Genomic DNA, 19,812 nt, shown 5'->3' on the forward strand with positions numbered 1-19,812 from the left:
CTACTCTATTTCGTGTGAGGAATCTATGAATTGCGATCGTTTATCCAAAAATCTGGCGCTGATTGGCGTGTTGGGCAGCATCCTCAGTTTAGGGAGTACTGGCATTGCTTCTGAGTCTATGGCTGAGACAATCCCTGCAAGCAATGCAGCGACTACACTGAATCCTGCAACGACTCCTGTATTCTCACCAGAAATACAGAAGTACAGTCAAGATTACAGTCGGCTATCAGGTAAAAACGACACCACCGCTCAGAATGTCACTTCTGTGTCGCAACTGTCGGATGTCAGACCCACCGATTGGGCATTTACAGCTTTGCAATCTCTGGTAGAACGATACGGCTGTATCGCTGGCTATCCCGATCGCACCTATCGCGGACAAAGAGCCTTGAGCCGCTATGAGTTTGCCGCAGGTTTGAATGCTTGCCTCGACAAGATCAATGAAATTATTTCGGCGGGCTTGGCTGACAAAGTCAGCAAGGAAGACCTAGCAGCTTTACAAAAGCTCCAAGAGGAATTTGCCGCAGAATTAGCCACCCTACGCGGTCGCGTTGATGCCCTCGAAGCCAAAACTGCCAAACTGGAAGCGCAACAGTTCTCAACCACAACGAAGTTGGACGGACAGGTAATCGTCGCAATTAGTGGAGGCACCTCAGGCACGAGTACGTTATTTTTACCTAACGACGATCCGACATTGCCACCGACTAGCGGACAACCAGGGAGAACTAATACGACGGTGATTTCGCGGGTGAGGTTGAACTTTAATACCAGCTTTACAGGAGAAGATTTACTCTACACCCGTCTGCAAGCAGGAAACAATGGCGGAAATGCAGGTTCTCTCTTAGATGCAAGTACATTTAATACAGGCTTTATTGGATTCCAAAGTAGTTCCATTTTTGACTATAATGCGGCTGGAACTGCCTTTGCTTTAGATAAATTGCGTTATTCTTTTCCTCTGGGTAAAGATGCCACTGTGACCATTGCCGCAGCATATTCACTGAATGAATTTCTCGACACCAATAGCTTTGCCAACAATGAGGCAGTGGACTTCTCAACGCGCCTATTTATCAACAATCCCCTGATTATGCCTGTCAATGATGGTGCAGGGGCTGCCTTTAGTTGGAATATCGGTGGAAGTGCCTTTACCCTAAGGGCTGGCTACGTGGCTGCTGATGCAGCGGCTGCAACGACCGATCCAGCCACTGGCATTAATCGGGGCTTGTTTGGCGATCGCAACCAGCTCACCGCAGAGTTGGAATTTGCCCCAAAAGTATGCGACAAAGATGATTGCAATCCAGGCCCATTTGCCCTGCGCTTGCAATATACTAGAGCCTCTCTAAATAACCTCGACCTCGATGCAGGCGGTGTCAATGCGGAATGGGCGATCGCTAAGAACTTTGCTGTGTTTGGTCGTTATGGTTTTGGTAGCATCAGTAGCCGTAGCACTTTGATTTCCACTGCCCTGCCAAGCTATATCAATGCTGGGTTTACAGGTACGAGCATCAGTCCGCAAACTTGGTCGGCGGGTTTTGCCTTCCCCAACCTGTTTAAAGAAAATGCGGTGGCAGCGATCGCGATCGGACAGCCTTTTATTGCGAGTACTGTGGGTAACAGCACGCAAACCAATGTGGAACTGTTCTACAACTTCCCCATCTCCGACAATATTCGGATTACGCCCGATTTGCAATTTATCTTTAACCCCAACAATAACAGTGCCAACAGCACGATTACTGTAGGAACGCTTCGCACAGTGTTTACGTTCTAAAAAAATCTATCTGTCTTTGTTTCAAGGTTTCGCTCCCCCTTAATTCTTCCTGCTTTTCAAGAAGAATTGATTCTCCCCCCTTTTTCCTAGCCGCGAAGCGACTTCCCGAAGGGTAGGGGGGCTGGGGGGGATCGAGTGGGAGGTATAGTCTCCACACTTACGGATCCCGAATTCATGCTAATTTATCTGCAAGGTCAGGCGAATCGTACCTTGAGCAGAGGCAGGAACAGACCAAGTTAAGAGCGATCGCTTGATTAACTCCACTAAGCTCGTATCAGTCAGGGTCGAAGCTGTATCGTCTAGGATGATTTTTCCCACACGACCGTTGACCACTGGGAACTCCAGCACGATCGTACCGCTACCACTGGGTAGGCTCAGGGTTCGCAAATGCTGTGCGATCGCCTGTTCCAAACTCACATTAGAGACACCCGTAGCTCCCGTCACACTCATAACTTGAATGCGTGGATTAGACTGGAAATTAGACTGAGTCTCAGATGCAGGTTTTTTAGCCGTAAGATCCGCAGGATCGACTTTGGCTTCCTCTCTCATGGGAGTCGTATTGAGACTAGGCTGCGCTCTTCCAGTTCGGGCTGGATAGGGGGCAGGGGGTGCCAAAGGCATCACCGTGCCAGGTACTTGAGCGCTATCTTTGTCCGCACCAAAAATGCCATCATAGCTGACCCCTTGAGGGATTTCTACAGGAACCTGTACCCTTTCGCTGCCTCCGTCAGGATTGACCCGTACCTCTTCGCTGACTGCCACAAAAGAAGTGTATTGAGACATTAAGTGATAGCTCAACGCCGTATTCGTCACCGCATCGACCAAAGATTTGACTTCATTGCCAAACATCTGATTCATCAGGTCTTTGATCCTTGCCCGTCCCCATAGTTGGGCGATGCCAGTATTGCCGCGGCGGGACGCATCCTGCAAGGAATCGCTTCCCGTGGGAAAATTAACGCTAATCGTCTTCTCATAGCGCTTGCCGCCTGCCGCCGTACCCGTAATTCGCAAGATGCCACTGGTTGTGTCTTGCTTGCGCCCATACAGTACCAAGGGTTGATTGGCGAAGAGGTCAGGAGCCGCACTGGGATAGATTTCTGGGGCAACACCGCTGCCCTCCCACTTGACTTGAATGTTCGTCAGCACGGGATTGTTGATCTGCTGAAAGAACTTCTCGGCAACGGCTTGGGTGGGTTCATCTTGGCGCACCACTTGGGCTGTGCCCCTTCCCACCTCGGCTAATCGATTCAGCAAAAAGCGATTGGTCGAACTGCCCACACCAAAACTATAGAGGCGATTTCCCGGCTTCAGACGTTTCTGAACTGCGGCGATCACCTCATTATCATTACCGATATAGCCATCCGTAATTAAAACAATACTGCGCACGCGACCGTCAGATGGCGAAGGGAAATTCATTACGGCATTGATGCCATTCATCAGTTCGGTTCCGCCTTCCGCATCGAGCTTGTCAACATAAGCGATCGCTTTCTGACGATTTGCCGCCGTATTCTTTAACGGATAGGAAGATAGTTGTTTGGTTGTGGTAGCAAAGTCAATAATCGTGAAGGTGTCATCAGGATTTAGACCATTGATAAACCGACGCATGAGTTCCTGAGACTTCAGTAATGGATCGCCCGATTGCGAACCCGATGTATCCATCAAAAACACCACATCCTTCGGTACGATTTCGTTGGTGCGATAGTCGATCGCGGGGATCAAATAGGTAGCAAAATGACCGCCTTGGTCGGTACTCGTCGAAAGGACTGTGGACTGAGCCTGTTCGCTCGCCACCTGATAGCGCACGATCAAATCTTTATTGGGAATGGTATCTTCGGGGGAAAGCTTCAGTTCGATGCGATCGCCTGTACGACGCATATTCAATTTGTGCGAAGTGGAACGAATATCTTGAATCGGTACGCCTGCATCTAGATTGACCGTGACATGGATATCATGCCCCGAACGCGTGCCTGGGGTCAGCACAGGGGGCGTAATCCGCGAGGCATCGGGCACTTGTGTGGTATCTTTCCCATTTCCAAGGGGCTGACCGGGGATATAGCGCGAGCCTACCACCATCGGGAAGACAAATTCGTAATTTCCCTTCTCAAACTTGAGGCTTTCGGTATAGCGAATCGTGACATCGATTTGTTCGCCCGGTTTGATGTTCGCGAGGGACTGCGTAAAAATATTATCCCGTTCTTGATCGAGCAACGCTGCGGTACGCCCCTGTTGCCGCGCTCGATCGTAAATCGCTTTGGCTTCGTCCCGTTTTTTGATATTGCCTTTAATGACGCGATCGCCAATCTTAATCTCCATCTCATCGACGGCTGCCTCATCAGGCAGGGGAAATACGTAAATCGCTTCGAGGGGGCGATCGAAAGGATTTTGGAAGGTCTGCGTCACCTCTACCCGCGACACATTGCCAGTCACATTGGCTTTGACCTCTGTATGTTTGAGTGGAAAGACCTGCTGCTTGCCATCTTTGACCTGAACGAATAGCCCCCCTGTGGGACGAGGTTTAGCGTCTTTGTTGGGATCTTTCCCTTGATTTTGGCGATCGCCTGTAGGCTCGATTACTGCATTCGAACTAGCCATAACATAGGATGATTTACTTGCTTGAGGATTAGTCTGAGAATTAGCCTGGGCAAAGGAATAATGGACAGCAAACCCAGTTAAGGCGATCGCTGCGGGTATGATATATGCGAGTTTCATAGGTTGATAGCTGAGTGCTTATTCAACACAATGACACCGATATCACGCCTCGCAATCTCAGTTGCAGTTTTTGTAACGACAATTTTCTTATAAGATATCAAATGCGTTCTATATATGGGAACTGATATGGCTCTGTCGCTATTTTAAACGCTCTAACTTTTGAATTTAGATTTTAGTAGAGGTAGAACAGTCGTGAATGTTGTGCCTTTACCCACTGTACTTTCGACACGAATCTGTCCTTGATGACTTTCGACAATAGCAAGCGCGATCGCCAATCCTAGACCTGCACCACTCGTGTTTTGAGCGTTCGCTTTATTATTGGATTGCGGTTGATAGCGATAGAAGCGTTCAAAAATTTCAGGCAGTACGGTTTCAGGAATTCCAATTCCTGTATCTTTGACTTGAATTTGAATTTGATTTTGCGGTTGCAGTACTTGCTGGATGATTTGAACGTTACCACCTTCGGGCGTATAGGTAATTGCATTACTGACCAGATTGGTAAATAAACGCGCCAGTCGATCGCGATCGCCGACCACAACAGCCCCTAAATCTACTTGAGCCATTTGCAGATCGACCTGTTTCGCTTGGGCAATGACTCTTTGTTCCTCAAACACCTCTTGAAGGATCTGCATCAGCACACAGGATTCCTTTCTAGTTGATGCCGAACTGCTATCTTGTCTTGCCAAAAACAGAAGGTCATCTAGCAATCGCCCAAGACGGCGCGTCAAGCGTTCGATGACTTCTAACTGATGTTGTTGAATTTCCCAACTAGGATTGGGGTCAGCAAGCGCCACTTGAACATTGGTTTGAATCACGGCGATCGGATTGCGCAATTCATGGGAAGCATCGGCAGTAAACTGTTTGAGTCGCTGATAGGAATCTCGCACGGGCTGCATCGCAATGCCTGATAACCACCAACCACATACACCCACGACGACAACCATCAAGGTCGTACCAATCAAGAGTTCGAGAAAGAGTTCTTGAATCGGTTTTGTGAACTCAAACCAAGGATGGCTAATGCGGAGATATCCTAAGAGACGATCGCTGAGTTCGATCGGATCTGTAAGTTGGCGTAAAGGCTCGGCAGGACTTGGGTAGATGGTTCTATACAAAGGCTGAAGCGAAGGAAAATCTTGGAGATCGAGCGGTAGGGAATTTGCTTTAGACATGGTTGTCCATAACAGTTTTCCCTGCGGATCGAACCATTCAATATCTATGTGATCTGCCTCTAAAACTTCCACATTGCGATTGAGGCTGAGACTGAGCGTGTCTTCGAGGTCAATCAATTGCGATTTGATCAGCGATCGCTCCAAAACTTCGGCGACATGGGCGATCGTGTCATCGATGCGATCGACCAACGTAAAACGCACATAGCTATAAAACCCACTGGCAAACAGCAGCAGCAGAATTGCGGTCACAATACTGTACCAAAGTGCGAGGCGGCGGCGGGTTGTTTGAAACATTAAGTGTTGATCGGATCGCTCAATCTCACTTGAGAAAAAATACGATATTCACCCAAACTCAGCAAAGGCAGACTGGTGGTTGATTTGTTTGCCCTAGCCTTACGATCGGGATTCATGCACACCAAGTTATAGCGAATTTCTTCGGTGTAGATTGTAAATGCGACATTGAGCATATCAAGAAAACGGATTACTGACCGACATTCCGCTTCCGAATATTGACTGTAATAGCGAATTAGTTCGGCAATTCTGACATCTAGAAAAGATTGGCAAGCCCCACAGAGCAGGACAAGTTTTAAAAGCACGATCGCGAAGTATAGAGGATTGGTTTGATTAATTAAGATTGAAAATATTTCTGTGGGTTGCTTTTTGTCTTGCGTGGTAAGGTAGCTAATCACCTGCTTACAAATTCTGAGCATGAGCGCTGGACTGATGGGTTGATCGTCATACTGACATTGAAACCCCACTAAGTTTTCAAATAGTTTAACCGTAAAGGTTTCTGAAATTTCTGGATCGTCTTTTTCAAAACCAAGATACGCACAAAGTTCAAGCTTAAACTCACCGCAATCCAATCTACTCGTTTTTTCGATGAAGTTATCTGCAAAAATTCGATAGCTCAAACTGCCTCGCTTTGTGAGCATGGTTTTGACCATCTGGATGACATTACTTCCCAGACTGGTAGGATCTTCCCAAGAACTCCAAGGTCTATTCATGGGTCTGAGCCTTGACGTATACATGGCAAGATCAAACTTAAACTGAGTCCTAATTTTTCGCGCTAATGCATCGGCAACTTGTCTTTGTTCGCTTGAGCTATTGGCATCGGCGCATTGATACATGAGCAAATAGGATGTGTAGCGATCGCTCCATTTTAAAGAACCACCACTCACCTGCCTTAAGGTAAATAACTTCAGGGTTTGGTAGCTTTCACTACCGACAAAGTTTTTAAGCCAAAGCCGCAAAGTCTTGAGCTTAGGGGAGTTCGTTTTTTTATCAAGAATCGGATCGATAAATAGGTCAACTAGAGCCTGCACAGGGGCTTGGTTATTGATAACACTCCAGTTATTGACCAAGATGTAACAGCATCGTTTCAACGTGTAATGAAACTCATTCTCATCATAGGCTACGACAATGCGATCGAGTGCCTCGAAAACCCCTAGGTACTTGACAGCAGTAAAGTCTATGAACAACTTTTTGAACTCATCTAGGACTTTTTCTGGTCGGTAACGTCTAACAATGTCTAAGAAAAAGTCGTAGATTTGTCTCTGAGCTTGCTCAACACTTTGAGAATTTTTTTGGTCTACCATCCAAAACAAGCTAGTTTACCTCTCACATAGTTCTCTTACCACAATATGAATGAATGCGTTTGCCAAATTGCTAACAAAACTCTGCCCGCAGACCGAAAGTTTTAAGGTAAATACTTTGGCTGCGCTAAGTCACCATCATGGATTACTTCAAAAAAGATAGTAAAAACATTCTGGCACTAGGCAGTTAGGGTAGTAAGCGACTTAGGAGACACAAACAATATTGAAGTGTTTTCAAACATGAACGAAAGAACTTCACTTAAAGCCTTACATCATTTGCTGATATACATCAGACGATTTGTAATGCAAGATGTTTCAATTTTTATTTTTGAAACGTTAAGAACTAGCCAAACTGAATCTACAGCAATAACAAACAGCTACCAAGTATCTGTAATCAGATGACCATACTGAGTGTTATTACTCATTTCTAACTATATATAACGACACCATGGTTTCTGATTGCTATATCTACTCCATTATTCATATACCTGAGCTTTTAGCAATGGCTCAATAGTTATTGGAAGTTAGCAAAAAACAGCAAAAAAGTTATATAAAAGTTATATTTCAATCTGAGTGTCGTTATTTCTAGGCTGACTAGAAGGTTGTTTTCACCGTAGGTTCTTTGTAATCAAGCTCTTTCAGCTTTCTAAGAATGCGACCAAAGTACTCCTGTAAATAAGACTCTAAAGTCGTCAATTCATCCTTGTCGATCCCAAATAACTCACAGGTTCGATCCATCTCTGCAGTAAAGGGGATGCCACTCGCGAGAACTTCGGCATAAGCCATGCGCTCGGCAAAACTCCAGCCCCATTCAAACCCAAGGGCAACTTTGCGGGAAAATCGCAGTAATCCCAGTGGCATACGGGCTGTCCGAGCTGTTCGTCCTGATAGACGCTCGCATTGCCGCAGAATGTCTGCGGGCAACCAAGCTTTAACGCCAGCGATCGCAAAAGATTCACGCTCAGCTTGCTCTAGAGTAAGGGCGCGCACGGCAAATTTAGCAATGTCTTGGGTATTCATGTAAGCGATCGGCGAAGATTCACCGCCTACCCAGATCGTCTGATTTTCTAAAATTGGGATGGCATACTCTGCGATCAAATTTTGAAAGAAGCCGCAGGGCTTGAGAATGGTGTAATTGAGATTGGTTTGGGCTAAAAACTTTTCGGTGCAATGCTTAATATCCATCAAAGGTACATTGGGATATTTCTCAGCATTGAGGATCGAGAAAAAAATAAACCGTTTGATATCAGCTTTTTCAGCGGCTTGAATCAGAGAGACTTGACCTTGCCAGTCCACTTCTCGGATGCGTAAGGTATCGGTAGCTCTTGTGGTGGCAGCATCAATGATTTCGGTTACGCCTTCTAATGCTGCGGCGATCGTCTCTGGTTTTGTCAGGTTACCAACTGCCAACTCGGCTCCCCACTCTTTGAGAAAGCTAGCTTTTTTAGGATAGCGAACAAAGCATTTAACTTTTAGCCCCTGATCTAACGCATGGCGAGTAATTTGGCGACCAAGTGTGCCTGTGGCACCAACGATCAGTAAGGTCATAAATATTTTTTTATTAAATCAAGGTTTGTAAACATATATAAATTTAACAGATTAGGTTAACAGATGTGTGAATAGCTCTAGTGAGACAGTCATTCTCATCATGAGAATGGCTGGGTTGGAAGAATCCCCCAAGGCATGATGGGGCTTGAAAATTGAGGCACGATCGCAGCGCATCATCTTAGGATCGTCGATTGCAATGCTTGAGTTGAATCTAACTTAAGACTTATCTTTAGAAACTGAGATGGTCGAATGGTGACGATCGCAATAAAATCGGGATCGTATATATGAATACTGCGATCGCAAATTGCCTCGCTAAAGATCCAAAGCATAAAATCTTTGGCAATGTTGCTCTTATCTACAATGATTCATGGTGGATCCAGAGATCGTAGGGGCAATTCATGAATTGCCCCTACGATGCTGGGTAGTTAAAGAGAATTCGCTTACCATTCGCGATAGAGCTTTTCGGCGTAAAACATAATCTCTTCGTTAGGAAGTCGAATTTTGGGTTTTTCTCTAGGATAAAGGCTTTCAAGAGCATTGCTATCTTGCTCGACAACCGTACTAACTGCCCTAAGAAAGGATTCCTTTAATAGATTTTTTAGGAAGGGATATTTCAATTTCGCAAATGCCAGCACAAAGGTCTTAGTTCGATTGGCTGTTTCAGGGTAGAGAATATGAACTTGGGCGACCTTGCCGATCGCTGTCTGGGTTTCAAAGACAGTCGTTGAGGGAAAAGCATATTCCAAATAGCCCCGATAGACTTTAGGAACTGTGAGCAAAACAGGGTCGCGCAAAATTTCCCTGAGACTATTGCTGGCTCTGTATAGATCTTGGGTAACTTTGGTGTAATAGCCATTTTCTTCAAACTGCGGAATCTCGTTTTTGACGATTCTAAAGAGTTCGCGATGGGTTCCATTTTGGTGATTAAAGTCATAGTTAACCATGAGGGAACTCAAAAAATCTGACTGAATGCTTTTTTCTCCTGCCACACCAATAAATTCAAATTTATCGACAATACGTTGATGTAGCTCTGGAATCGGTAATTTTGGTGCAAATCCTCCATAGGTCCAGATGCAATCGTTGGAAACAATTAGCTCTAAAGCCTGAATCAGGGGTTTCGCTCCCGATTTGGAGTTGGGTTTACCTTCTTCGCAGAGCCTTCCCAGCGTGTCAAACTCTAGGGCATGAAAAGGACAGGCGATCGCATTGCCGTCCTGACAAATCCAGCCATCTGAGAGGGGAGCCTGCATATGCGGACAGATATTATCGAGGGCAAATACTTCTCCTTGGGAATTTTGCCAGAGTACGTAATCTTTTCCTTGAAAAGTAATCTTGTGGGGCTGGTTTATGCCCAGCATAGAGCGATGTGCGATTAACCAAGGAGCACCTGCGAGAATTGATTCCATTTCATTCTCCAAATTTATGGGTTTAAAAACGTAGAATATAATGTGACATATTATTCATGATTTCATTACTCCTGAGATGTTTCAACTGTTTGGCGATCGCTATGTGCGTCAACTGATTGAGACGATGGCAAACTTGCTGCGATCGCGCAACTCCACATTAAATCCCCAAAAATGTGAATTGATGGCTGAGGTTTGTCACTATTGCTATAACACGGTTTTGCTGCAAGCACTACGCAGCAATGAAGCGCATCAGCAAAAGCTGTACGAGGAGTTGCAAGCCTTGTTAGTGTCCTATTTACAACCCCATGTCGAGCCTGTTTCTTTAGAGAGCAACCCTCAGATTGAGAATCCCAAGGTAATGAAAGTAATGATATGCCCTCGCTGTAACTCTAACCGCATCTCAAAAAATGGTCATCGTCATGGCAAACAGCGGTATATTTGCAAAGACTGCGATCGGCAATTCTTGCAATGAGCCAGCCAATCTTTCTCCTAAAAAGCCGATCAGGTTTAGTATTTGGATGCAAATAGACGTCGATCTAGCGATCTTCGTTAAGAGCAGTTTTCAAAAAATCCCAAGTTATTTGCTGTTCAGATGTATCTTCGTCATCATCAAGCCAAGAATCTAACAAAGCGATCGCAGCTTGATTTTTTTGTGCTTGCTCGGCATTGACAACGGGTGAGGTGGCTGATGGAATTTTCTGCCGAAACTGACGTAAGGCACTCAGTAAATCTGCCCAATACTCTCTAGGAGTTGCTTCAATTTCATAAAGTAGCAATTTGAGAGAGGTTGTAGTCGCGCCAGAGCTGTTTACCATAGAGCGAGATTGCGATCGAAGGTGATTAACTCGATTTTAACGCAAGTATTACAGGAGTTGTAGAACTTGTCTAAATTTGATTGATTTTTAATGTGGGCTGAGCCAGCCAATCTTTCTCCTAAAATGCCGACTGGTTTTGGTAATGGAACGCGATCGCAATTCTATCATTTCCCCTGTAGGGGCGATGCCCCTGTGCTCGCCCTACCTGATTTACCGTAGGAGGATTTGTCATAAAGCCAGAAAATCGAGGTTTAGGAATATCTATGATTTGTGTAAATCGGGAAAACCCTGATGTGGATTGTCCCATCACGATGTAAGTTCGGGCAACCACGGGGGGATTGCCCCTACCTCAATTGAAAAGAAGTCCTCACACTCAAACAAAAAAGAGAACTCAAGAAACAACAACGCGAAAACCGAAATTGACGATCCTAACATCTAAAATGAGCCTGCAGCGACTCGCCGAACGACAATTGATTGCATTGTTGCACCACGAGCCACCCCGCAGAGCGCGTCTCGATCGATCGCCACCATTGAGCCAAGATTTACCATCGGTCGGTGCGCCTTGATAGTTTTCATGCCACACATCTTCGCACCATTCCCACACGTTACCATGCATCTGATATAAACCCCAAGCATTTGGGCTAAAACTTTCTACATCGACAGTTTTTTCTCTATATTCACCTTTTGGCGCACCAGCATAAGGATGATTGCCATAATAATTTACCAACTCAGGTGTAATCGTTTCGCCAAAATGAAAGGGTGTGGTGGTTCCAGCCCGACAAGCATACTCCCATTCTGCTTCGCTAGGTAGCCTTACATTCTTTTTTGTCTTTTCAGAGAGCTTTTTACAAAACTCCTTGCAATCATCCCACAAAACGCCCACCACAGGCTGGTTTTTGCCTTGAAACTTTACATCATATTTTTCTGATGGCTTGGTTCCCATCATCGCTTCCCATTGGGAATTTGTCACGACACATTTTCCCATCCAAAACGATGAAAGTGTGACCTCATGAATTGGTTTCTCGCTATCATGTTCATTACTTCCCATCATAAATTTCCCTGCGGGGATGTTCACTAAATCAAGGGTCACTCCATTCCCTAAATCTAAACGAATATACTCCGCTTTTCCTCTTTTGCGCTCTAACGACACGATTACTTGCTTTTGCGCTGTGTCAACTGATTTTCTACCAAGTCCCAAGAAACCATCAGGCACTTGTTGCGGGACAATCACAATTTTTGTGTCTAACTTAACTTGAACAATATCAAATTCAAACTGAGTAGACGTACTCTGCTGTTTTAAACGCTCTTCCTCTTTGGCTTGCTGTCTCAACTGGTCTAACATCGAAGACATGCTCTGCTGCTGCCTCGCCCATTCTGTTACTTCTTGCGTTCGGATTTCCCTCAATTGCCTCTCATATTCAACTTGTTTCGGTGTGAGAATTCTATGCTTGATTTCTTTGATATCTTCTTCTCGCAAGCCTAGAAGATTTTCATAATTATCTAACTGATCCAGCACGACTTTACTAAAGGGAAATCCTTGGGCAATCTCGTCTTTCAAATCTTGTTCGTACTCTTCAAGTTTTTTTGCATATTCCACATACGGGCGTAAAACTTCTCTAACTATCTCATCACCCTCTAACCGATCAATTTTTAGCTCTATCCTATACAGATCCAGAGATTTCTTCGCAAACGTGGAAATCCTGCCGTTACTGTTACTAGCTGTTTTTTCAGCCTCTTTCCGAAACTTGAGCTTTGGATCGCCTTGGGCAGCTTTTGCCAATACAATCCGATGTCCTTCTTTGACTGGATAAAACTCTGGCGACATATTATCGTTTGTGCTTTTAACCTTATCCCGCACATACTCATACAAGTCCTCAACCGAAATATCCTCATTGTCATTCTTTGCGGCTGCCCCAGTTTTTAGTCCTTCAACCAAAAAATGTGTATAGAGTGACAAATCAAATCCTTCTTGCTCAAATGCGTATTGGGTTGAACTCGATGCAGTCAAAATCGCCCGACCTTCGCCACCCAGTTTGGGCAACACGTTCACAGTGTCAATATTTTTCATCGGCATTCCCTTTGGAAACGCTCCACTATGGCAGCAGTCCAAAATTATTACCTGACGCTTAGATCTGCTCTGATTCATCGCCTTATGCACGTAGTCTGAGGGCATAGCGGTGGGTGGTAAGGCATCCTTGCTCGTTGACAGTACGGTGAAATAAAAATCGCTACGGCTATCAGTTACACCATGTCCAGAAAAATAAAAAAGCAACAAGTCATCCGTTTTGCGGTTTGCAAATAGGTTGTGAATCGCTGTTTCGATCTCGCCCTTCTCAACATCCTTTAAAACCGTCACATCTGACTCAGCAAAGCCACCCACTTCAGGGTTTACCAAAACTTCTCGCAGCGCTTCCACATCCCGTACCGCACTGGGCAAAGGATTGAGTCCAGCCGTGTAGTTACTATTGCCAACCAGTAGCGCGTATCGCCCCATAGTTCCTACTAATTACCAATAAATTCCTTAGCCTGCTGAACTGCCAACACTAAATCTTCGCGGCTGCTGGCAACAACCTTTAGTTTTTTGCCATTACCTTCAGCCTCAAGCGTGATTGGCTTATTATTCAAGCGATCGCCCAAAAAACTCAACACTTTCTTGGCATTTGCCACGCTGACCTCAGCCTTCAATACTCCCACCAAAAAGCCACCAACACTCATATTGCCCTTTGGTGGGTTGGGGTCGCGCACGCGATCTACGGCTTCGATGTCACTGCGATCGCTCAGGTCTCCTAGCAACCGCACCACCTCTTCGTCAAGCTCTTCATTCGTCAGATCGGGATCGGTAAACGTAATGGTTAAAGCAATCATCGACAATTCCTTCGGTAAGACTAGCGATTTTCAAATCAATATTCTTTGCCCAAAGTAGGGGCAATTCATGAATTGCCCCTACTTTGGAATACGCAATTTTTAGATGCAGGCATCCTTCGCAGGGGGCTGCGTTTCAATTGTAATCTTAGAATACCCTGAAAAACTCACTAATCTTGTCACCGTCAGTTCGGCTTTTTCGTTAGCCATTTCGAGCAAGCCATTGTTGCAAGCTGCCGTACTGATTTTACCGATCGCCTCCTGTTGGGCGAGGGTTTGCAAACTGTGGCTGATGTCTGGAGCCAAACCCATCACGCCCTTCTCGTAGTTATAGACCCGCGAACGATTTACATCAATCTTGCGATCGAGAATCTTAGGCGGTGGTAAGTGAATCACAATGGAATCTCCTTGGACGACAACATCTTGCCGTTGGAGTTTCGATAAATCCACCCCTGCCCGCACTTCCCCATAGGCGACATACAGCAGTTTGCTCGATCCAACCGTCCAACTTCCCAATGTCCAATCCTGTTGGGTGGGAACCACAGCTTCCATCACAAAAATAGCCGTGGTCAGATCGCTAGCGCCGCGAACTTGACTGATCACGATCGTGGATACATCCACCTTGGGTGCAGGCTGTGTCAGCGACACCATGGCGCCGAGGTCGTCAAAAAACTTCCCTCCCTTGTGCCACATTCCCACAAGCGATAACGCGATCGCGACACCAATTCCCCCCGTCACCATCAGGGTCACATTATGGAAAAAAGTTTTGATGCCACTGGTGGCTGGCTGCTGATTCTCTACTCGCTCAATCACGATCGCGCTCCTCGCTGGATAAGGTATCCATAGCCTAACATCCTCCAGGGCAAGGATTCACACAGGAAACATTGGTTGTGGGGATTGTTTCAATTTTCTCAGTTTTGAGGTTGAGTCGCCATGCCTGCCGAATTTGCTTGAATAGATCGGCATCGCGATCGCTCTTAGTCACTTTCACCAATGCCACAATCCCAGCATCAGGTTTACCGTCGAGCATACAGCTACTGGTATTGACAAATTCTTCATCTAAAAGTTGCGGAATCAGTTGCACGTCTAAAACTGCGTTTACAGGTGTTTGCCCACCCGTACTAGTAGGACGATAGCGCACGGGTTTGAGCAACATCAGAATGCCACCAAAATCATTCTTTTTGATGACTCGCTCAGTCCCCTGATTAGAATTGTCCCCACTAAAATTAGGGGCGACATGGGTGACGATATACTGACAAATCGGTTCACCTAGACAGCTACCTCCAATGTACCAATTGGGTGGTGAGGTATCTTTTAAGTCCCACGTTAAATATTCAGCCAGAGCTTGGCTTTTGTAGGCTTGTTCGGTGTTGCTGTCTTGAGCGAATAGGGCAGCAGCTTTTTTTAAGGCAGCGATCGCGCCGCGAAAATCTTGCCTTTGGGTTTTATGCAGCGCTTGCTGAAATAGCGCCTCGGCATCTTGAGGGTTAGAATTTTGGGCGATTTGCTCAAATTGAGGCAGGTTAGTGGGTGCAGCATAGATAGGCTGAAGGATGCCAGCAAATCCTGCTAGCAAGCTAATTGATAAAATGCCAAGTCCCACACTGTTTTTCTGCCTCATAGATTTCCATTTATGGTTATTGCGGTAATGTTAGTTTGCTTTGACCCACCATTTGCATGACCACATTGCGGCAACCTGAGCAGTCACAGCCCCGCTGAGAGATCGCCAAGTCTCCCACGCGATCGCTGTACAAAAGAGTATTTTGATCGTCTGCTTGAGAGTCGGAAGGATCTGCCGATCTTGTGATGACAATCGAGGTAACAGATGCGGGATCGATCTGGCTAGATAGTTGACCAGCGTGAGCGGAAGAACTTCCCAGTAGCATGAATGTGAGAAAGAGGGGACTGGTGAGCAGAACTAAAGCAAATTTTTTCATGATTAGCACTGAAATCGTATGCCTAATAATACCCCAGACTTTTAACATTCTCGATTAGTTCCAAAGTGTTTCAGCGCATTGAAATCCAGCAAGTAAGTTGAATATTGTAGTGAGAGATTTTGACCTGTGGGCGATCGCCAATAATTTATCGCTTATGTTATTGTGTACTGAAGTGTACACTTTTTGTCGATCCACGTCCTATGGAAATCCAATCTGTCGGAATTAAAGAATTTCGCGCTAATTTACACAAATACACCAAGCAAACATCGGAACCTATAGCTGTTACTTCTCATGGCGTGCCCATAGGCTATTACATCCCTACACAACCCACACCCCAAAGACAAGATTTGCTAGCTTTACAAGAAGCAGTGCAAAAAATCACACAATTATTACAAACAAAAGGTATCAGTGAAGATGAACTACTAGCTGATTTCCAAGATGCGAAGAGGAAAAGTGCACAGGAACAATGAGGAAGTTACTTGTCCTAGATACCAATATTCTCGTTCGGGCGGTGTTAGGAGAGCGAGTTCCCAATTTACTAGAGAAGTATAGTTCTAACTGTAGTTTTGCTACTCCCTCCAGTTGTTATGACGAGTTGAACGACCATTTGCCCAAAATTTTATAACAAAGGAATCTTCCATTAGAGCCATTCTTGAATGCGATTGAGAATCTGACAAAAGTGGTAATACCATTAGCTCAGGAAATTTATAGCGAATATGAGTATGATGCTCAACGGCGAATAGAAGATCGAGATATCAAAGACTGGCAAATAGTTGCTCTTGCTTTATCGTTAAATTGTCCAATCTGGACGGAAGATCGCGACTTTTTTGGAATTGGCATTGCAACATGGAATACTCGAAACGTAGAGATATATCTTGCATTGGGTAATTGATCGAATTAGCAAGAGATGGTTTATCTTCACGATCGCCGATCGAACGCGTCGAGCTTGACAAGTAATTCCTTACCTGGGACGCGAGAATAATTCTCATTTCCCTATAAGAATTTAAATCATGCAAGTCAATCCTAAATGTGCGATCGGTTAGAGTAAACTCCAATGCCTTATTACTCCAGAACGAACTAGGGCAAAAGTGTTAGTAAAATTTGACAAATAACTACTCAGCCAATTACGAAAAAGAGGCGATCGCAGCCCAGAACCAATCATCATGAACCTACCTATAGACATTAGTTCCGCCTTACCAACTTTTGCGATCGCTCTGCGCGAGGGCGTTGAGGCATCCCTCGTGGTCGGCATTGTGCTTGCCTATCTCAAAAAAGCCAACCGTTCAGAATTAAATGCCCAAGTCTACTGGGGAATCGCTACGGGCATTGCCGCAAGCTTTGGCTTAGGCATTTTATTTAATGTGGGGCTGCAAAGTTTTGGCATAGAGGACTCGCCTCTATTTAAGCAACTGTTTGAAGGCACGTTGAGTGTAGTCGCGATCGCCATGCTCAGTTGGATGCTGCTGTGGATGACCCAAAATGCCAAAACCTTGAAAAGTGAAATCGAAGGCGCAGTTGGTACAACCCTCTCCAGCACTTCTTTAGGCAAGGGATCGCGATGGGGAATCTTTAGCCTGATTTCGATCGCAGTCTTGCGCGAAGGTATCGAGGTAGTTCTGTTTATCTTTGCCAAATTTCAATCAGGACTGATCCCGATCTCGGCAACGATTACGGGCACAATCGGAGGTTTGGTCGTTGCTACGGCAATCGCCGTGGCGCTCTTCAAATTTGGCGTAAAGATCGATATCCGCACCTTCTTTCAGATGATGGGAATGTTCTTGCTACTGATCGTGGCAGGGCTGGTGATTAGCGCCCTCGGTCATTTTGACAAGGCGGTGGATGCTTGGTCGCAACTACCTGCTGCTACCAACCTTTGTTTTTTCTCCGATCGCGCTGCTCAAATTCATTCCTGCATCCTCGGCCCCACCTTTTGGGAGGCAAGCCAAGTTTTACCCGAGCGCCAATTTCCTGGAGTTTTGCTCAAAGCCCTATTTGGCTATAAAGACAGGCTATATGTGGTTCAAGCGATCGCCTATCTTAGCTTTTTAACCATTGCAGGCTCTCTCTATTGGAAAAGTTTAGGCAGCAAACCAACCCCTCCTAGCACTACCGCCAAAGAAAAGCAGGCAGATATTAGTCCTGTCAAGCTATAGCTTCGACTCCGCTCAGCTAAGACCACTAAGCCAAGAGAGGTCAGCGAGCGAAGTCGAACTGCGCTGAATCGAGCTAAAGGTTTACGACATGAGGCTGGCGATCGCGTTTTGCAACTCGGTGGCTAGTGCGATCGGATCGGCGGCAGGATCGGATGTATTCAAAACATTAGCAACTGCCTCTAGCTGAGGACGCACGAGATCCATTACATCTTGCACGGGGCGGAGGATTTTTTCTTGGGTATTTACCTTGCCGAGTAACTCCCCTGTGACAAGCATTTGTTCTTGTAACTGATCGAAGGCTTGTTGAATCTCATGCTGTAGTTGTTGATGCTCGTGGGTCTGACGGCTCAGTAGCTCTTGCTGTTGCTGTGTATAGTTCTTTACCGTCTCGATCTGATTTTCCATCTTCTGAATTTCTTGTTCTTGTCGAGTCTTTTGCGTCTCAACTTGAACGAGTAAGGGCAGTAAATTTTGGATCGGACTCTCAATTTTCTGTCCGCTCTGACGACGCTCAAGGATGGCTTTTTGTTGGGTCAGGATCGATTGTCTTTCTTGAATATTTCGCCTTTGACCAGTCAACGCTTCTTCAAGTAGTTTGTACTGCTCTTCAGCAAACTCTTTGTTACTTTCTAGCTCGATGCGGGCAAACTGATCGGCTTTAACAATTTGACTTTGAAAGTCAGCAATTTCTCCCTCTAAAGCAGCCAGTTCATCTTCTTGAGCGCTAAAATAGCTCGACATTTTATCAAATTCAGCTTGCCAACCATTGATTGAGGCTTCTAGCTCATGGATGGGCAGATCCTCAAGCCGCTTTGCCTCATCGGGGTCGAGGATACCTATACTAGAGCCACCTAAAGATTCAACAATTTGGCTGGTTTGGGCAAAAAGTTCGGTCTGTGCCTCTAGCTGAACCCGCGCGATCGCCAAGTTATTTTCTTGCAACTTTAAGATACCCCTTTGTGCCTTTAGCTCGGCTTGGGCATCAGCCAGAGCAAGTTGTGTCTGCTGCCATTGGTTTCTGCGGTTTTTTAGTTCTTCTGAGGCTTTCGTTAAGGTGCTTTTCTGTTTTTCTGCTTCTTGCTTTTGGGTATCTAGCTCTTGCCAAAACCCTGTCAAAAGTTCCTGACGTTCGTACATCACGTTCAAAGAGGATGCGATCTTATCTTGAATATCGTGAGGGCTAACCAAACAGGTCATTAACTTGCTGACTAAATCCCGTAGTTGGGCTGCTTGCTCAGTGTTAAGAGAAGCTGCTTGAGCATCAAGGCGTTGTTGCTCAGATTCTAAACGTTGTCGCCACTTTTCAAACTCCTCACGCTCTTTGCGAAGCTGTTCTTGTGCTTCGTCTACTTCTTGCTTTTTAAAATCTAGCTGCTCAAACTCTTGCTCTTTTACCTCTAGCTCAGTTTCGCGGCGGTGAAGCTCTTGACTCTGAAAGTTTAAAGACTGCTTCCACTGCTCGACTTCTTCCTCAGCCGATTTATATTTTTCCTGAGCGCGGGAAAAGGTTTGCAAAATTGACACAATGCGTTTAGAAGCATCCTGTAAGCTTTGCAATTGATTGCTGGCAGAGACATCGGCAATGACTAATTGCCCATCTTTTGCTTCTTTGGCTTGATTGGCATCTTGGATGGGGATGGTTTGCTCGTTGTTAATCGTTTGCCAGTTATTTTCACCAGCATTGCGTGCCAGCAGACGAACTACTGCTTTCCCTCCTACCCCAAAAGCTGCCGTTTGCTTTTGAACTTCTGCTAAGTACTGCACGCTACTTATTCTCCTATGTTTCCGATGGTAACTCTCAGACTGCCACTTAAACCGATCATGTTATAGCTGACTATCTAAATTAAAACATTATGAAT

The 19,812-nt window shown here is 45.5% G+C and carries 17 protein-coding genes and 3 pseudogenes; 7 read left to right on the forward strand and 13 right to left on the reverse strand.

Translation table 11 applies throughout. The features are described from left to right. The first annotated feature begins 25 nt into the window (after positions 1–25). Positions 26–1,762, forward strand: a complete 1,737-nt coding sequence (locus ACP2WE_RS06350) for an iron uptake porin (protein ID WP_425214753.1) — start codon at positions 26–28, stop codon at positions 1,760–1,762. Positions 1,763–1,939: 177 nt separating this feature from the next. Here ACP2WE_RS06350 and ACP2WE_RS06355 read toward each other — a convergent pair whose 3' ends face one another. The 6 genes from ACP2WE_RS06355 to ACP2WE_RS06380 form a co-directional block, all read right to left on the reverse strand. Further along, entirely contained in the window at positions 1,940–4,471 is a 2,532-nt protein-coding gene (locus ACP2WE_RS06355; RefSeq protein WP_425214754.1) for a VIT domain-containing protein, read from the reverse strand. A 152-nt stretch (positions 4,472–4,623) separates the two neighbouring features. Next, positions 4,624–5,934, reverse strand: coding sequence for a sensor histidine kinase (locus ACP2WE_RS06360; protein WP_425214755.1), 1,311 nt, complete (start codon positions 5,932–5,934; stop codon positions 4,624–4,626). Beyond that, a complete protein-coding gene (locus tag ACP2WE_RS06365) occupies positions 5,934–7,235 on the reverse strand; it encodes a Sll1247 family protein (protein WP_425214756.1) in 1,302 nt (433 codons plus the stop codon). Before ACP2WE_RS06365 ends, ACP2WE_RS06360 begins: the two co-directional genes overlap by 1 nt. Before the next feature lie 591 nt (positions 7,236–7,826). Next, positions 7,827–8,780 (reverse strand): NAD(P)H-binding protein, encoded by a 954-nt coding sequence (locus ACP2WE_RS06370; protein WP_425214757.1) that lies wholly within the window; start codon positions 8,778–8,780, stop codon positions 7,827–7,829. Between the two features lie 173 nt (positions 8,781–8,953). Beyond that, on the reverse strand, positions 8,954–9,109 hold the full coding sequence (locus ACP2WE_RS06375; protein WP_425214758.1) for a hypothetical protein: 156 nt from the start codon (positions 9,107–9,109) through the stop codon (positions 8,954–8,956). Positions 9,110–9,220: 111 nt separating this feature from the next. After that, complete coding sequence (locus ACP2WE_RS06380) at positions 9,221–10,186, reverse strand: Rieske 2Fe-2S domain-containing protein (RefSeq protein WP_425214759.1); 966 nt, start codon at positions 10,184–10,186, stop codon at positions 9,221–9,223. Positions 10,187–10,262: 76 nt separating this feature from the next. On the opposite strand from ACP2WE_RS06380, the pseudogene ACP2WE_RS06385 reads away from it, so the two are divergent. Continuing rightward, positions 10,263–10,472, forward strand: a pseudogene (locus ACP2WE_RS06385) (TetR/AcrR family transcriptional regulator); the annotation flags it as partial. An 81-nt stretch (positions 10,473–10,553) separates the two neighbouring features. Further along, a pseudogene (locus tag ACP2WE_RS06390) lies at positions 10,554–10,649 on the forward strand (transposase-like zinc-binding domain-containing protein); the annotation flags it as partial. Between the two features lie 73 nt (positions 10,650–10,722). Here ACP2WE_RS06390 and ACP2WE_RS06395 read toward each other — a convergent pair. Further along, the gene (locus tag ACP2WE_RS06395; protein WP_425214760.1) at positions 10,723–11,001 is read right to left on the reverse strand and encodes a hypothetical protein; all 279 of its coding nucleotides are present in this window, start codon (positions 10,999–11,001) and stop codon (positions 10,723–10,725) included. Positions 11,002–11,091: 90 nt separating this feature from the next. Here ACP2WE_RS06395 and ACP2WE_RS06400 point away from each other — a divergent pair, with 90 nt between their 5' ends. Further along, a complete protein-coding gene (locus ACP2WE_RS06400; RefSeq protein WP_425214761.1) occupies positions 11,092–11,220 on the forward strand; it encodes a hypothetical protein in 129 nt (42 codons plus the stop codon). A 172-nt stretch (positions 11,221–11,392) separates the two neighbouring features. On the opposite strand, the gene ACP2WE_RS06405 is transcribed toward ACP2WE_RS06400, so the two are convergent. The 5 genes from ACP2WE_RS06405 to ACP2WE_RS06425 form a co-directional block, all read right to left on the reverse strand. Then, a complete protein-coding gene (locus tag ACP2WE_RS06405; protein WP_425214762.1) occupies positions 11,393–13,495 on the reverse strand; it encodes a caspase, EACC1-associated type in 2,103 nt (700 codons plus the stop codon). A gap of 8 nt (positions 13,496–13,503) precedes the next feature. Then, a complete protein-coding gene (locus ACP2WE_RS06410; RefSeq protein ID WP_425214763.1) occupies positions 13,504–13,866 on the reverse strand; it encodes a hypothetical protein in 363 nt (120 codons plus the stop codon). Positions 13,867–13,965: 99 nt separating this feature from the next. Continuing rightward, positions 13,966–14,676: a DUF4230 domain-containing protein gene (locus ACP2WE_RS06415; protein ID WP_425214764.1), complete on the reverse strand. Its 711-nt coding sequence runs from the start codon at positions 14,674–14,676 to the stop codon at positions 13,966–13,968. Positions 14,677–14,710: 34 nt separating this feature from the next. After that, positions 14,711–15,484: a hypothetical protein gene (locus tag ACP2WE_RS06420; protein WP_425214765.1), complete on the reverse strand. Its 774-nt coding sequence runs from the start codon at positions 15,482–15,484 to the stop codon at positions 14,711–14,713. A gap of 16 nt (positions 15,485–15,500) precedes the next feature. Further along, the gene (locus tag ACP2WE_RS06425; protein WP_425214766.1) at positions 15,501–15,800 is read right to left on the reverse strand and encodes a hypothetical protein; all 300 of its coding nucleotides are present in this window, start codon (positions 15,798–15,800) and stop codon (positions 15,501–15,503) included. A gap of 200 nt (positions 15,801–16,000) precedes the next feature. Here ACP2WE_RS06425 and ACP2WE_RS06430 point away from each other — a divergent pair, with 200 nt between their 5' ends. From ACP2WE_RS06430 to ACP2WE_RS06440, 3 genes and pseudogenes are all read left to right on the forward strand, one after another. After that, complete coding sequence (locus tag ACP2WE_RS06430; RefSeq protein WP_425214767.1) at positions 16,001–16,270, forward strand: prevent-host-death family protein; 270 nt, start codon at positions 16,001–16,003, stop codon at positions 16,268–16,270. Next, positions 16,267–16,692, forward strand: a pseudogene (locus tag ACP2WE_RS06435) (PIN domain-containing protein). The gene ACP2WE_RS06430 and the pseudogene ACP2WE_RS06435 overlap by 4 nt, the downstream one beginning before the upstream one ends. 283 nt (positions 16,693–16,975) lie before the next feature. Beyond that, the gene (locus ACP2WE_RS06440) at positions 16,976–17,953 is read left to right on the forward strand and encodes an FTR1 family iron permease (RefSeq protein WP_425214890.1); all 978 of its coding nucleotides are present in this window, start codon (positions 16,976–16,978) and stop codon (positions 17,951–17,953) included. An 81-nt stretch (positions 17,954–18,034) separates the two neighbouring features. On the opposite strand, the gene hmpF is transcribed toward ACP2WE_RS06440, so the two are convergent. Continuing rightward, positions 18,035–19,717, reverse strand: a complete 1,683-nt coding sequence (hmpF, locus tag ACP2WE_RS06445) for a pilus motility taxis protein HmpF (protein WP_425214768.1) — start codon at positions 19,715–19,717, stop codon at positions 18,035–18,037. Positions 19,718–19,812 lie beyond the last annotated feature (95 nt).

The sequence above is a fragment of the Tumidithrix helvetica PCC 7403 genome, from assembly GCF_965232925.1.
GTDB lineage: Bacteria > Cyanobacteriota > Cyanobacteriia > Pseudanabaenales > Pseudanabaenaceae > Tumidithrix > Tumidithrix helvetica.